Origin of the sequence: Streptomyces odontomachi, from assembly GCF_024435355.1 — a bacterium.
Lineage (GTDB): Bacteria > Actinomycetota > Actinomycetes > Streptomycetales > Streptomycetaceae > Streptomyces > Streptomyces odontomachi.
In genome coordinates this window covers 34,909-49,890 of record NZ_JAMJWG010000030.1, presented here as the reverse complement: position 1 = coordinate 49,890, position 14,982 = coordinate 34,909, and the positions used below count along the sequence as shown (strand labels likewise).

Sequence of the window (14,982 nt, the reverse complement as noted above, 5' to 3'; positions counted from 1 at the left end):
ACCGATGTCCTTTCCTCTGCTGACAGCTACGGCGGCGGTGCCGGCCGTCGGCGCGGTGGCCACGGCCGCCGTGCCGGCCGCCCGGCGTACCGCCGCGAAGTGGCTCGCGCTGGTCTTCTCGCTGGCCACCCTCGTGCTGGCCGCCATCGTGCTCACCGACTTCGAGCCCGGTGGCGCCCGGTACCAGCTGACCGAATCGCACTCCTGGATCAAGGACTTCGGGGTGCGGTACGAACTCGGCGTGGACGGCATCGGGGTGGCGCTGCTGGCGCTGACCGCGCTGCTGATCCCGTTCGTGATCCTGGCCGGTTGGCACGACGCCGACCCCCTGGAGACGAAGAGCAGCCGGTGGCGGCCCACGCAGGGCTTCTTCGCCCTGATCCTGGCCGTCGAGGCGATGGTGATCCTCTCCTTCGAGGCCACCGACGTCTTCCTCTTCTACATCCTCTTCGAAGCCATGCTCATCCCGATGTACTTCCTCATCGGAGGCTTCGGGGACCGGGCGCACTCCGGCAGCGACGAGAACGCGGCCGCCCAGCGCTCCTACGCCGCGGTCAAGTTCCTGCTCTACAACCTGGTCGGCGGTCTGATCATGCTGGCCGCCGTGATCGGCCTGTACGTGGTCGCGGGGAGCTTCTCGCTCACCGAGATCGCCCACGCCCGGGCGAGCGGCTCCCTGCACATGGCGACCAGCACCGAGCGGTGGCTGTTCCTCGGGTTCTTCTTCGCCTTCGCGGTGAAGGCCCCGCTGTGGCCGCTGCACACCTGGCTGCCGAACGCGATGGGCGAGGCGACCGCCCCGGTGGCGGTGCTGATCACGGCCGTCGTCGACAAGGTCGGCACCTTCGCGATGCTCCGCTTCTGCCTCCAGCTCTTCCCGGGGGCCAGCAAGTGGGCGACCCCGGTGATCCTGGTGCTGGCGCTGATCAGCATCGTCTACGGGGCGCTGCTCGCGGTCGGCCAGCGCGACATCAAGCGGCTGGTGGCGTACGCCTCGATCTCGCACTTCGGCTTCATCATCCTGGGCATCTTCGCGATGACCAGCCAGGGCCAGTCCGGTGCCACGCTCTACATGGTCAACCACGGTCTGTCGACCGCGGCCCTGATGCTGGTGGCCGGCTTCCTGATCTCGCGGCGCGGCTCGCGGTTGATCTCGGACTACGGCGGGGTGCAGAAGGTCGCACCGGTGCTCGCCGGCACCTTCCTGATCGGCGGGCTCGCGACCCTCTCGCTGCCCGGACTCGCCCCGTTCATCAGCGAGTTCCTCGTCCTGGTCGGGACGTTCACGCGCTATCCGGTGATCGGCATCATCGCCACCGTCGGCATAGTGCTGGCCGCGCTCTACGTCCTCGTCCTCTACCAGCGCACGATGACGGGTCCGGTCAAGGCGGAGGTCTCCGCCATGCCCGACCTGCGGGTGCGTGAACTGGTGGTGGTCGCCCCGCTGATCGCACTGCTGATCTTCCTGGGCGTCTACCCGAAGCCGCTGACCGACGTGGTCAACCCGGCCGTCAAGCAGACCATGTCCGACGTCCATAAGACGGACCCCAAGCCCGAGGTGGAGGCGGCACGGTGAGCCCAACAGCCGTCCACAGCCTGTGGACAACCGCGGCCGACCCGATCACCAAGATCGACGCGCCGAAGATCGAATACGGGCAGCTGTCGCCCACCCTGATCGTCATCTGCGCTGCGGTCGTCGGCGTCCTGGTCGAGGCGTTCGTGCCTCGCAGGTCGCGGTACTACGCGCAGGTGTTCGTCTCCGTGGTCGCGCTCGCGGCCGCGTTCGCGGCGGTCATCGGCCTCGCGGCCGGCGGCTACGCGACCAACAAGGGCCGGATCGCGGCCATGGGCGCCATCGCGGTCGACGGACCCGCGCTGTTCCTCCAGGGCGTCATCCTGCTGGCCGGCCTGGTCGCCGTCTTCACCTTCGCGGAGCGGCGCCTGGACCCGTCGGCACATGGCAACCGCGTCGACTCGTTCGCCGCACAGGCCGCGTCCGTGCCGGGCAGCGACGGGGAGAAGGCCGCCGTCAAGGCCGGCTTCACCACCACCGAGGTCTTCCCGCTGGTGCTCTTCGCGATCGGCGGCATGCTGGTCTTCCCCTCGGCGAACGACCTGCTGACGTTGTTCGTCGCCCTTGAGGTCTTCTCGCTCCCGCTCTACCTGCTGTGCGCCGTGGCCCGCCGCAAGCGGATCATGTCGCAGGAGGCCGCGGTCAAGTACTTCCTGCTCGGCGCCTTCGCTTCCGCGTTCACGCTGTTCGGCATCGCGCTGCTGTACGGCTACGCGGGCTCGGTGTCGTACGCCACCATCGCGCAGGTCGTCGACGGCACCGTGACCAACGTCGACCCGGCGCTCGCCAACACCATGGGCAACGACGCGCTGCTGCTGATCGGCGGTGCCATGGTCGTCATGGGGCTGCTGTTCAAGGTCGGCGCCGTGCCGTTCCACATGTGGACCCCGGACGTCTACCAGGGTGCGCCCACGCCCGTCACCGGCTTCATGGCGGCGGCCACCAAGGTCGCGGCCTTCGGTGCGCTGCTGCGGCTGCTGTACGTGGTGCTGCCGGGCATGCGGTGGGACTGGCGGCCGGTCATGTGGGCGGTCGCGATCATCACGATGCTGGGCGGTGCGATCGTCGCGATCACCCAGACCGACATCAAGCGGCTGCTGGCGTACTCGTCCATCGCGCACGCCGGCTTCATCCTCGCCGGTGTCATCGCGATGACCCCCGACGGTGTCTCGTCCGTGCTGTTCTACCTGGCCGCGTACTCGTTCGTGACGCTCGGCGCGTTCGCCGTCGTCACGCTGGTGCGCGACGCGGGCGGCGAGGCCACCCACCTGTCCAAGTGGGCCGGTCTCGGACGGCGTTCGCCCCTGGTGTCGGCGGTCTTCGCGGTGTTCCTGCTGGCCTTCGCCGGCATTCCGCTGACGTCCGGGTTCGCGGGCAAGTTCGCGGTGTTCAAGGCGGCGGCGCAGGGCGGGGCCACCCCGCTGGTCATCGTCGGTGTGATCTCCTCGGCGATCGCCGCGTTCTTCTACATCCGGGTGATCGTGCTGATGTTCTTCAGCGAGCCGAAGCCGGAAGGCCCCACGGTCGCGGTTCCCTCGCCCCTGACCACGACGGCGATCGCGTTCGGCGTCATCGTCACCCTGGTCCTGGGCGTGGCACCGCAGTACTTCCTGGACCTGGCGGGCCAGGCGGGGGTGTTCGTGCGGTAAGGCCACTGCTGCGCCGTGGCCCGGTAAGGGGCGCGGGGAACTGCGCGACCAGCCGCGACGAGACCGTCAGGTCGTCACCGCCCCAAGGGGCTGTTTCCGTCGTGGCCGGGCCACCGGCCGGTGGATGGTCGCTTGCGCAGTTCCTCGCGCCCCTTTTTGCGGCAGCGGCCGGACCACCGGCCGGTAGGTGGTCGCTCGCGCAGTTCCCCGCGCCCCTCTTGCGGCACCGGGGGTGCCGTGGCGCGTAAGCGCGCCGTCCCTGTGGATAACTCGGGGCCCTGTCGGCGGGGCCCCCTATCGTGGCTGTCGTGCTCGACACACGACGTACGGGGGCAGGGCGATGAGCGGGACGGGCGGGACCACCGAGATGACAGAGACGCCGGCAGATCTGCCGGGGCCATGTGGCAAGGCGGAAGCAGCGGAAGCGGCGGGAGTGGTGCCGGAGCCGCCGGATGACCAGTGGGAGCCGGAGGGCGACCCGTGGGCGGCGGAGCCGGGGGAGGACCCGTGGGCGTCCGAGGCGGAGGAGGACCCGTGGGCGGCGGAGCCGAAGGGCCCCCGGTGGGTCCCGGGCGCCGCGCCCAGCGGGGAGACCGATGCCCTGCACGCCCTCCACCGTGTGTTCGGCTACGAGTCCTTCCGCGGCGAGCAGGAAGCCGTCATCGAGCATGTGATCGCCGGTGGTGACGCCGTCGTCCTGATGCCCACCGGCGGCGGAAAATCGCTCTGCTACCAGATCCCGGCCCTCGTCCGGCCCGGCACCGGTGTGGTGGTCTCCCCCCTGATCGCCCTCATGCAGGACCAGGTCGACGCCCTGCGGGCGCTCGGCGTGCGCGCCGGGTTCATCAATTCCACCCAGGACATGGACGAGCGGCGGCTGGTCGAGGCCGAGTTCCTCGCCGGCGAGCTCGACCTGCTCTACCTCGCCCCGGAGCGGCTCCGCCTGGACAGCTCGCTCGACCTGCTGGGCCGCGCCAAGATCTCCGTCTTCGCGATCGACGAAGCGCACTGCGTCTCCCAGTGGGGGCATGACTTCCGGCCGGACTACCTGTCCCTGTCGCTGCTCGGCGAGCGCTGGCCGGACGTGCCGAGGATCGCGCTCACGGCCACCGCGACCCAGGCCACCCACCAGGAGATCACCCAGCGGCTCGGCATGCCGGACGCACGGCACTTCGTCGCCAGCTTCGACCGGCCCAACATCCAGTACCGCATCGTCCCGAAGGCCGACCCGAAGAAGCAGCTCCTGACCTTCCTGCGCACCGAGCACGAGGGCGACGCGGGCATCGTGTACTGCCTGTCGCGCAGCAGCGTCGAGAAGACCGCCGCCTACCTGTCGGACCACGGCATCGAGGCCGTGCCCTACCACGCGGGCCTCGACGCCGGGACGCGCGCCGCCCACCAGTCGCGTTTCCTGCGCGAGGACGGCCTGGTGGTGGTCGCGACGATCGCCTTCGGCATGGGCATCGACAAGCCGGACGTCCGCTTCGTCGCCCATCTGGACCTGCCCAAGTCCGTGGAGGGCTACTACCAGGAGACGGGCCGTGCCGGCCGTGACGGCCTGCCGTCCACCGCCTGGATGGCCTACGGTCTCCAGGACGTCGTACAGCAGCGCAAGCTCATCCAGTCCGGCGAGGGCGACGAGACGTTCAGAAGGCGCGCCGGATCCCACCTCGACGCGATGCTCGCGCTGTGCGAGACGGTCCAGTGCCGCCGCGCCCAACTGCTCACCTACTTCGGCCAGGAGCCGCAGCAGCAGGCCTGTGGGAACTGCGACAGCTGCCTCACCCCACCCGAGACGTGGGACGGCACCGTTGCGGCCCAGAAGGTGCTGTCCACGGTGGTGCGGTTGCAGCGTGAGCGCCGGCAGAAGTTCGGCGCCGGCCAGATCATCGACATCCTGCTCGGCCGGCGGACGGCCAAGGTCATCCAGTTCGACCATGACCAGCTCTCCGTGTTCGGCATCGGCGAGGAGCTCGGCGAGGCCGAGTGGCGCGGCGTCCTCCGGCAGCTGCTGGCCCAGAGCCTGCTCTCCGTCGAGGGCGAGTACGGCACGCTGGTGCTGACGGACACCAGCGCGGCGGCACTGCGCGGTGAGCGGAAGGTGCCACTGCGCAAGGAGCCGAAGCGGGCCTCGGTGGCACGCGCCGGGAAGCCGGAGCGCGCGGGTGGCGGCGCGCAGGGCACCGAGCGCGGCGGCAGGCGGGGCAAGACCGTCGTCGATCTGCCGGAAGACGCCATGCCGCTCTTCGAGGCGCTGCGCGCATGGCGCGCCGAGCAGGCGCGCGAGCAGGGCGTTCCGGCGTATGTGATCTTCCATGACGCGACGTTGCGGGAGTTCGCGGCGCTGCGGCCGCGGTCGGTTGCGGAGCTGAGCGGCATCAGCGGCGTCGGGGAGAAGAAGCTGAACACATATGGGGAGGGGGTACTTGCGGTGATCGCTGCGGAGTCCGGCAGCGATGCTGCCGCGGACTCCGGGGGCGTGCCGGGTGCGGATGCGGATGCGGGTGCGGGTGCGGACCAGGTTCTCGATGGGCTGTCCGACGGGGATGCCGGGGACTGATAGGGATGCCGGGGATTGATGGGGATGGTGAGGATTGGCGTGGGTGATGAGGACTGGCGGGAATAGCGAGGATTGAAAGGGACTGGCGGGAATAGCGAGGATTGAAAGGGACTGGCGGGGATGCGCTCCTGGACCTGAGGGGCTCCCGGTGCGGTACCTCTCGCGGGGGGCTGCGGGGGGCGTCGTGTGGTGCCGGAGGGTGCCGCGGGGCGGGCCGGCCGCCCCGCGGCGTGCCCCTAGCGGGTGGTCCCTGCCGGGAGAATCCGCCCCCGTACCTCGCCGAGGCCGACCCGGGTGCCGTTGGGGCCCGGGGCCCAGCCCGTCAGGGTGATCTCGTCGCCGTCCTCCAGGAACGTCCGCTTGCCCTCGGGCAGGTCGAGCGGGTCGCGGCCGTTCCAGGTGAGCTCGATCAGCGAGCCGTACTGGCCGGGCGCCGACCCGCTGACCGTGCCGGAGGCGTACAGGTCGCCGGTGCGCAGGGCGGCGCCGTTCACCGTCATATGGGCGAGTTGCTGGGCGGCCGTCCAGTACATGCCGGAGAACGGCGGCTCGGAGACGACATGGCCGTTGACCGCGACCGACAGCCGAAGGTCGTAGCCACCCGGTTCGTCCGCAGCCGACTCCCCGGTGTCGTCGAGGTAGGGCTGTAGCGGGTGGGTGCGCTCCGGAGGGGCGACACGGGCCGCGTCCAGCGCTTCCAGCGGGGTGATCCACGCGGACAGCGAGGTGGTGAACGACTTGCCCAGGAACGGGCCGAGCGGGACGTACTCCCAGGCCTGGATGTCCCGGGCCGACCAGTCGTTCAGCAGGCAGAGCCCGAAGACGTGCTGACGGAAGTCGCCCAGTGGCACCGGTACGCCGAGCGTGGACGGCACGCCGACCACGAAGCCGACCTCCGTCTCGATGTCCAGCCGCACCGACGGACCGAAGACCGGCGGCGCCCCGGCCTCGGCGGCCCTGCGCTGGCCACACGGCCGCACCACGTCCGTGCCGGAGACCACCACGGTGCCGGCCCGACCGTGGTAACCGATCGGCAGGTGCTTCCAGTTCGGGGTGAGCGGGTCCGCGGCGTCGGGCCGGAAGATGCTGCCGAGGTTACTGGCGTGCTGCTCGGACGCGTAGAAGTCCACGTAGTCGGCGACCTCGAACGGCAGGTGCAGCCGCACCGAGGAGAGCGGGAACAGCAACGGTGCCAGGGTGTCCTGGTGTGCCGGCACCGTCACCCAGGCGGTCAGCGCACGCCGCACGTCCCGCCAGACCGTGGGCCCCGCCGCCAGCAGCGGGCCGAGCGAGGGCCGCGCGAGCAGCGCGACGTACGGGGAGCCCAGCGCGGCGGCCGCTGCCCCCGCGTCGAGCACATGCTCGCCCAGTCGGACGCCGACCCTGCGGTCGTCCGAACCGGCCGGGGTGAAGACGCCGTACGGGAGGTTGTGCGGGCCGAAGGGGTTGTCTTCGGAAAGACTGAACGGATCTTCCCGGACGGCGGCGCCGAAGGCGGTAGGACGGGCGCCAGAGGCGCCAGAGGCGCCAGGGGCGCCAGGGGCGCCAGGGGCGGCAGGGGCGGCAGGGGCGCCAGAGGCGGCAGGGGCGGCAGAGATGGCAGAAGTGGCAGAGGTGGCAGGGGAAGGAGCGGATCGGTCGTCTTGCGGGGGCCCCGATGAGCCGCTCTGGGGCAACCCGGAAGGGCCGTCGTGGGGCAACCGGGAAGGGCCGTCGTGGGACAGTCCGGAAGGGTCGTCGTGGGAGAGGTCGGAAGGGTCGGAGCGGTCGTAGGGGGAGAGGCCGGAGGAGCTGTCAGGGGACAGGCTGGAGGAGCCGTCAGGGGACAGGCCGGAAGAGCTGTCAGGGGACAGGCCGGAAGGATCTTCCTCGGACGGGTCGGAGGGATTGTCCTCGGACCGGTCGAAGGGGGCGCCGCCGGGAAGGTCGAGCGGGGTCTGCTCGGTCTGCTCGGGCATCGGTGCTGCCTCACTTTCCGTGTCGGTGAGCCACACGTTACGGGGAACGGTGCCCGCTGCTTCCCGTCCTACGGGGCGGTTCCCCGTACGGCCGCGCGGCCGCACGGCCGTGGGGCGGCAGGGCGGACGGCCGTGGGGCCGCAGAGCGGACGGCCGCAGGACTGTCGCCGGTTGTCCGGCCACGGCTCCGGGCTCCGGGGTATCCGGTGGCGCCCAGCCCGCCGAGGCGGGGGATGTTCTGCGCGTCGAGAGGAGGACGCCCAGCTCAGCCAGCAGGCTAAGTCCGTCCTCCGGTACGGGCGTTGATCTTCCCTCCGTATCCTTGGATCATGCTCACCCTGGCGCCGTATGCGCTGATCGCGACCGACCTGGACGGCACGTTGCTCCGCCCCGGGGACACTGTTTCGGAACGCTCCCGGGCCGCGTTGGCCCGCGCCGCCGGGAACGGAGCGCGGCATGTCGTGGCCACCGGGCGACCGGTGCCGGAGGTGCGGTCACTCCTGGACGATCTCGGGTACCGAGGGCTGGCCGTCTGCGGCCAGGGCGCGCAGGTCTACGACACCGTGACCGAGACCATGATCTCCTCGCTGACCCTGGACCGGGATCTCGCCGAGACGGCGGTCGGCAAGATCGAGGCCGAGGTCGGTCCGGTCTTCCTGGCGGTGAACCAGTGCACGGCCGACGGTCTCACCCTCGCCGAGCACGGCTACCGCATGCCGCACCCCCGGTTACCGGCCACCCGGGTGGCGGAACGCGCCGGGCTGTGGGCAGCGCCCATCAACAAGGTGCTGGTCAGACATGCCACGCTCGACGACGACGAACTGGTCGAGGCGGCTCGTGGCGTGGTCGGTGACCTGGTCACGGTCACCATGGCGGGCGCGGACACGGTGGAGCTCCAGCCGTTCGGGGTCACCAAGGCGACAGGGCTGGCGGTGGCCGCCGAGCGGTTGGGGATCGGCCCGGAGGGCACCATCGCCTTCGGTGACATGCCGAACGACATCCCCATGTTCGGCTGGGCGGCCCACGGGGTCGCCATGGCCAACGCCCATCCCCAGCTGAAGGCCGTCGCCGATGAGATCACCCTCTCGAACGACGAGGACGGTATCGCGGTGGTCTTGGAGCGACTGTACGGCTGACCGGCTGTGTGGGCGATCGGCGGCTGCGCTGCTGGCGGGCCGGGCCGGCTGTACGGCTGACCGGCTGTGGAGCTGACCGACGGCTGTGCAGCTGACCGCCGACCAGGGCGCAAAGCCACCCGACCAGGGCGGATGTCCGACCGGAGCGGCGTGCAGGTGCCGGCGGCGGCGCAGGTGCCGGGGCGGTGCAGACGCCGGGGTGGCGGGCTTCGGACGTGTCTGGCCGGCAGGAGGGGGCTGGGAGCGCCGAAGGGTGGGTACCTGCGCACCGGTGACACCGTCATCCGCTCAGCGGATCCGGTCCGGCGACCGTATGAAGTTCGTAGCGGGAGGGGCGACAATGAATACGTGTGCCGTAAACCAGGGCGAGGCCGTGGATGAGATGAGGCCGTGGGCCGGCCGAAGCGGCCGTGAATGAGCCAACCAGCCAACCAGCCGATGACCTGATCAGGAGTATGGCCGTAGCGATCCATTGCCGTCTGCACCGGTCGGGCAGGCGCTCACTCTGATCGAAAGTCGACCGGATACGCTGACTTGAGTGGGTGCAGCGACACATCGACAAACCGTGTCACCGACCTTGTGATCGTCAGCAGACAGGAGAACCCTCGTGACCGCAGTCGGGCCCTTTGGGCTGAGCGTGCGGGACCAGGCTCTCGAAGCCGATGTCCAGGCCGGGTTGGCCGCTGTCGAGGAGGGTCTGCTCGACGCTACCAAGAGCGAGGTGCCCTTCATCACCAAGGCCGCCCAACACCTCGTCCACGCGGGAGGCAAGAGGTTCCGACCGCTGCTGGTGATGCTGGCCGCGCAGTTCGGCGACCCGTACGCGCCCGGCGTGGTGCCGTCGGCCGTCGTGGTCGAGCTGACCCATCTGGCGACGCTGTACCACGACGACGTGATGGACGAGGCCGAGGTGCGCCGCGGCGTGGACAGCGCCAACAACCGTTGGGGCAACTCCGTCGCCGTCCTGACCGGCGACTTCCTCTTCTCCCGTGCCTCGCACATACTGGCCGACCTCGGTCCCGAAGCCGTCCGCATCCAGGCCGAGGCGTTCGAGCGACTGGTCACCGGCCAGATCCTGGAGACCGCGGGTCCGCGCGACGGGCGTGACCCCGTCGATCACTATCTGGACGTGATCAGCGGCAAGACCGGCTCACTGATCGCCGTCTCCGGCCGCTTCGGCGCGATGATGTCCGGCGCCGACGAGACCGTGGTGGACGTGCTGACCCAGTACGGCGAACGGCTCGGCGTCGCGTTCCAGCTCGCCGACGACGTCCTGGACATCGCCTCCGACAAGCGCGAGTCCGGCAAGACGCCCGGCACCGACCTGCGGGAAGGCATCCCCACGCTGCCGGTGCTACGGCTGCGCGAACGAGTGCACCGGCTCGGCCTCGCCGAGGACATCGAGCTGGCCGAACTGCTCGACTCCGACCTCAGCGACGACGCGCGGCACGCGGAGGCGCTGACCCGGATGCGGGCCCACCCGGCGCTGGAGCAGGCTCGCCGGGACACCGTGCGGTATGCGGAGGAGGCTCGCGCGACCCTCTCCCCGTTGCCCGACCGGGGGGCGAAGCGAGCGCTGCTGGAACTGTGCGACGCGGTGGTCCACCGGGCCGGCTAGATGCCCTTCCCGGCCTCCGCTGCCGAGGCCCCGGCCGGTACGGGCGGTACGCGGGTCCCGGCTGGTACGGATCCCGGCTGGTACGGGCGGTGCGGGTCCCGGCTGGTAGGGGCGGTACGGATCCCGGCTGGTACGGCTGGTTCGGCTGGTTCGGCTGGTTCGGCCGGTAGGGGTGGCACGGGTGATACAGGCGGGTTCGGTCGGCGACCGCCGAGGTCGGCGAGGTCGCCGCGGGTCCCACGGGCACCCGGTGGGATCGCCCCCTACGGGGTGCGCGCGCAGGGGACGGCTCGCCGTCATACCCGAGGCGTACACCGAGTTGATCCCGCGGGCTGACGCCACCGGGGCGCGAATTTGGTCGGATGGAAATCACCACCCCTGACCAATTCGGGTGAGAATGGCGGCACCGGGGTGGTGGACCTCCGCGCGCAGCGGGGGAAGAGTGACGGATAAGGGTAGGCCGCCGCCGAGCCACGGAGGTAGGGCACAACATGGCACCGTATGAATCCGGCGAATCCGGTGATTTCTCCCCCGATGGGCCCCAGCGGTCCGACGGGCCCACGGCGGCCGGCGCCGCTCAGGCCCGCAGGGGCGGCAAGGCGGCCCGGTACGTGGTCCCGTTCGCGGTGATCGGAGTGGCGGCGGCGACCATCGGGTTGGTCCCGGCGCTTGCCGACTCCGGCGATCCCGACCTGCCGAAGATCAGCGCGCAGCAGCTCGTCGAGAAGATAGCCGCGTCGGATACGCAACAGCTGTCCGGCACCGTGAAGATCAACACCGACCTCGGTCTGCCGGACCTCGGTGGCGTCGCGGCCTTCGTGCCGGGTGCCGCGGGTGGCTCCGGGGCGCACGCCCCCGGCGCGGGCTCGGGATCGTCAGCCGATCCGCAGTCCCGGCTGACGGAGCTGCTCTCCGGTGCCCACACGCTCCGAGTGGCGACGGACGGTCCCGACCGCCAGAAGCTCTCCATCCTGGACCATGCATCCGAGTACAGCGTGATCCACAACGGTGGCGAGCTGTGGGCGTACGACAGCGCGTCGGACGAGGCGTATCACGCCAAGACGGATAAATCTCACCGTTCCGGCAAATCGCCTGAGCAGAGCAAACCGCCGGCCACTCCGGACGAGTTGGCCCGACAGATGCTCAAGGCGAGCGACGACACCACGTCGGTGACCGTCGACGGCACGGAGCGGGTGGCCGACCGCGACGCGTACCGGCTGGTCCTCAAGCCGAAGCAGTCCGGTTCGACGGTCGGAGCGATCAGCGTCGCGGTGGACGCGAAGACCGGCACTCCGCTGAAGTTCACGCTCACCCCGGCCTCGGGCGGCAGCGCGGTCGTCGACGTGGGCTACACCAAGGTCGACTTCGGCAAGCCGGCAGCGTCCACCTTCGACTTCACCCCGCCGAAGGGCACGAAGGTGACGGAGGCGGACGAGGCCCGGAAGGCCCAGCAGGGCCAGCCCGGCCTGGGCGCTCCGAAGGGTTCGAAGGACCTCAAGAGCCTCAAAGACCTCAAGGGTCTGAAGGATCCCGAGGACTTGAAGAAGCTGAGGGAGTCGAAGGGCGCCGGCCAGTCGAACGGGCCGGATGACGTGAAGGTCATCGGCAAGGGCTGGGGCGCCATCGCCGAGTTCACCATGCCGGGTGGGCAGGGCATGCCGTCCGCCGGCTCCGGCCAGCTACCTCCGGACGCCGAGCATTTGCTGGACTCCCTGGGCGACAAGGCACAGGGGAAGTTCGGCTCCGGCACCGTCTTCTCGACCCGGCTGATCAACGCCCTGGTCACCGACGACGGCAAGGTTTACGTCGGCGCGGTCACCAAGGACGCGCTGGTGAAGGCGGCGAACGCCGCGCAGTAGGGCACGATGCCGCCTGGCTGCCGGCGCCCACCGGGTCGGTCGGTGCCCGGCGCCCACCGGGTCGGGCGGTGCCCGGCGCCCACCGGGTCGGGCGGTGCCGGTCGGTGCCGGGCGGTGTCGGTCGGTGCACGGCTGCGGCGGTCGGTGCCCGACCGCCCCGGTAGCGGGCCTGGGCCCGAGCCCGGGGCGCTGCGGTGGGGTGCGTGGCATGGGTGGCCGCGCGTGGCGTTGGCCGCGAGGGCGTAGGGGCCTTGGCGCCAGCCACGCTCGGGCGTCCCGCCCCGGTAGCCCCTCGGGAGCCCGGGAGCCCGGGAGCCCAGGAGCCCGGTTGCCCGGTTGCCGGTAGTCCGGTAGCCGGTGATCAGGTTGCCGGGTCCCTCGCTCGTCCGCGTGGGGCTCGGCGCCAGCCGGGGGCATCCGGCAACGTAACGTTCGGATCGATACCGACCCTGCGGTATCGATCCCCTCGATACCGCAGGGTCCCCGTGATACCGAGTGTCCCCGTCAGGAGGCCCGATGGATGAGCTGCCAGCTGCGAGGCCCGACGCGGATCCCGGTGCGGTGATCGCCACGCGTGCGCTCACCAAGCGCTACCGCGGCGGTCAGCTCGCCGTCGACCGGCTCGACCTGAGCGTCCCGGCGGGGAGCGTCTTCGGCTTCCTCGGGCCGAACGGCTCCGGCAAGACGACCACCATCCGCATGCTGATGGGGCTGATCGAGCCGACCTCCGGCACGGCCCGGGTACTCGGTCAGCACATGCCGCGGGCGGAGCGCACGGTATTGCCGCAGGTGGGCGCGCTCATCGAGGGGCCCGCGCTGTACGGCTTCCTGTCCGGCCGCGACAATCTGCTGCGCTACGACGCGGCCGACCCGTCCGCGGATTCGCGCACCCGGAGCGCCCGGGTCGCCGTCGCGCTGGAACGGGTCGGGTTGGCGGCGGCAGCAGGGAAGAAGGCGAAGGCGTACTCGCTCGGGATGAAGCAGCGCCTCGGTCTTGCGGCGGCCCTGCTGCGCCCCCGTCGGCTCCTAGTCCTCGACGAGCCCACCAACGGCCTCGACCCGCAGGGCATGCGGGAGATCCGGAGCCTGGTCCGCGAGCTCGCCTCGGACGGCACGACCGTCTTCCTCTCCTCCCACCTGCTCGACGAGATCGAGCAGGTCTGCACGCATGCCGCGGTGATGGCGAAGGGCCGGCTCATCACGCAGGGGTTGGTGGCCGACCTGGCGGCGGGCCTGCACGGGCGGCTCGCGGTGACCACACCGGACCCGGGCGACGCGGCCCGCGTACTGAAGGAGCAGGGCGTGACCGATGTCGTGGTGACCGGCGATCGCGTGACGGGCGATCCACCGGAGAGGGACCTCGCGGAGGTGAACGCCCTGTTGGTGGCCGCGGGCGTACGGGTGCGCGGCTTCGGCCTGGAACGACCCTCGCTGGAGGACGCGTTCGTGGCCCTGACGGGGGAGGGCTTCGATGTCGCAGGCTGACGGCTCACGGGCCACCGAGACGACGTCCGGGATGACGTCCGAGACGACGTCCGGGACGAGACCCTCGTCGGACTCGGCAGCCTCGAGCGCGGCAGCGCCGGGTTCGGCAGCGTCCAATGCCGCAGACTCGGGTTCGGCAGCGTCCAATGCCGCAGTGTCGGGTTCGGCAGCGTCCAATGCCGCAGTGTCGGGTTCGGCAGCGTCCAATGCCGCAGTGTCGGGTTCGGCAGCGTCCAATGCCGCAGTGTCGGGTTCGGCAGCGCCCAATGCCGCAGTGTCGCGCTCAGCTGCGCCGGACGCGGTGGGCCGATGGACCTGGGGTCTGGCGCTCTTCCGCAGCGAGCTGGCCATCACCTTCCGCCGTTGGCGCACCCTCGCACTGCTCGCCGTGCTGGCGGCCGTGCCCGTGCTGGTCGGGATCGCGGTGAAGCTGGAGACGGACGGCGGCAGCTCCGGTGGCGGCGGTCAGGGCGGTCCGGCGTTCATCACCCAGGTCACCAACAACGGCCTTTTCCTGGTCTTCACCGCGCTCGCCGCCACCCTGCCGTTCTTCCTGCCGATGTCGATCGGCGTCATCGCGGGCGATGCGATCGCGGGTGAGGCGCACGGGGGCACGCTGCGCTACCTGCTGGTGGCGCCCGCCGGCCGTACCCGGCTGCTGCTGGTCAAATATGCGACGACGATGACGTTCTGCCTGGTGGCCACGGTGGTCGTGGCCGTCTTCGCGCTCGCCACCGGAGCAGTGCTCTTTCCGCTCGGGGATGTCACCACCATCTCCGGCACCACGATCAGTTTCGGCGCCGGCCTGCTGCGTGCGCTGCTGGTCGCGCTGCTCGTCGCCGCCTCACTGCTCGGTCTCGCCGCCCTCGGGCTGTTCGTCTCGACCCTGACCAGCAGCGGCATCGCGGCCATGGCGACCACCGTGGGCCTGCTGATCACCATCCAGATCCTGGATGCGATCCCGCAGCTGCACGCGCTCCGCCCGTACTTCTTCTCGCACTACTGGCTGTCCTTCGCCGACGTGATGCGCGCACCCGTCTACTGGGACGACGTGATCAGGAACCTGGGCCTTCAGGGCCTGTACGTCGCCGTGTTCGGCTCGGCGGCCTGGGCTCGCTTCTCGACGAAGGACATCACGGCGTAG

General features: G+C 70.7%; 8 protein-coding genes and 1 pseudogene. 8 read left to right on the top strand and 1 reads right to left on the bottom strand.

What is annotated here, in order from left to right; translation table 11 throughout:
- Window positions 1-4: 4 nt before the first annotated feature.
- The 3 genes from NQO67_RS38750 (at window position 5) to recQ (ending at window position 5,782) form a co-directional block, all read left to right on the top strand.
- Window positions 5-1,576: an NADH-quinone oxidoreductase subunit M gene (locus NQO67_RS38750; RefSeq protein ID WP_255955197.1), complete on the top strand. Its 1,572-nt coding sequence runs from the start codon at window positions 5-7 to the stop codon at window positions 1,574-1,576.
- Window positions 1,573-3,222: an NADH-quinone oxidoreductase subunit NuoN gene (gene nuoN, locus NQO67_RS38745; RefSeq protein WP_255955196.1), complete on the top strand. Its 1,650-nt coding sequence runs from the start codon at window positions 1,573-1,575 to the stop codon at window positions 3,220-3,222. The genes NQO67_RS38750 and nuoN overlap by 4 nt, the downstream gene beginning before the upstream one ends.
- 367 nt (window positions 3,223-3,589) lie before the next feature.
- Window positions 3,590-5,782: a DNA helicase RecQ gene (gene recQ, locus NQO67_RS38740; protein WP_255955195.1), complete on the top strand. Its 2,193-nt coding sequence runs from the start codon at window positions 3,590-3,592 to the stop codon at window positions 5,780-5,782.
- A gap of 236 nt (window positions 5,783-6,018) precedes the next feature.
- Here the strand turns inward: recQ and fahA are convergent.
- A pseudogene (fahA, locus tag NQO67_RS38735) lies at window positions 6,019-7,236 on the bottom strand (fumarylacetoacetase); the annotation flags it as partial.
- Window positions 7,237-8,069: 833 nt separating this feature from the next.
- Between fahA and NQO67_RS38730 the strand changes: the two are divergent.
- The 5 genes from NQO67_RS38730 to NQO67_RS38710 all read left to right on the top strand — a co-directional run bounded on the left by NQO67_RS38730 (window position 8,070) and on the right by NQO67_RS38710 (window position 14,982).
- Window positions 8,070-8,876, top strand: coding sequence for a Cof-type HAD-IIB family hydrolase (locus tag NQO67_RS38730; protein ID WP_255955194.1), 807 nt, complete (start codon window positions 8,070-8,072; stop codon window positions 8,874-8,876).
- 607 nt (window positions 8,877-9,483) lie between these two features.
- Entirely contained in the window at window positions 9,484-10,494 is a 1,011-nt protein-coding gene (locus tag NQO67_RS38725; protein ID WP_255955193.1) for a polyprenyl synthetase family protein, read from the top strand.
- Between the two features lie 491 nt (window positions 10,495-10,985).
- Window positions 10,986-12,353: a LolA family protein gene (locus NQO67_RS38720; protein ID WP_255955191.1), complete on the top strand. Its 1,368-nt coding sequence runs from the start codon at window positions 10,986-10,988 to the stop codon at window positions 12,351-12,353.
- A gap of 516 nt (window positions 12,354-12,869) precedes the next feature.
- Complete coding sequence (locus NQO67_RS38715) at window positions 12,870-13,838, top strand: ABC transporter ATP-binding protein (protein WP_255955190.1); 969 nt, start codon at window positions 12,870-12,872, stop codon at window positions 13,836-13,838.
- Window positions 13,839-14,112: 274 nt separating this feature from the next.
- The gene (locus NQO67_RS38710; RefSeq protein WP_374119272.1) at window positions 14,113-14,982 is read left to right on the top strand and encodes a DUF2705 family protein; all 870 of its coding nucleotides are present in this window, start codon (window positions 14,113-14,115) and stop codon (window positions 14,980-14,982) included.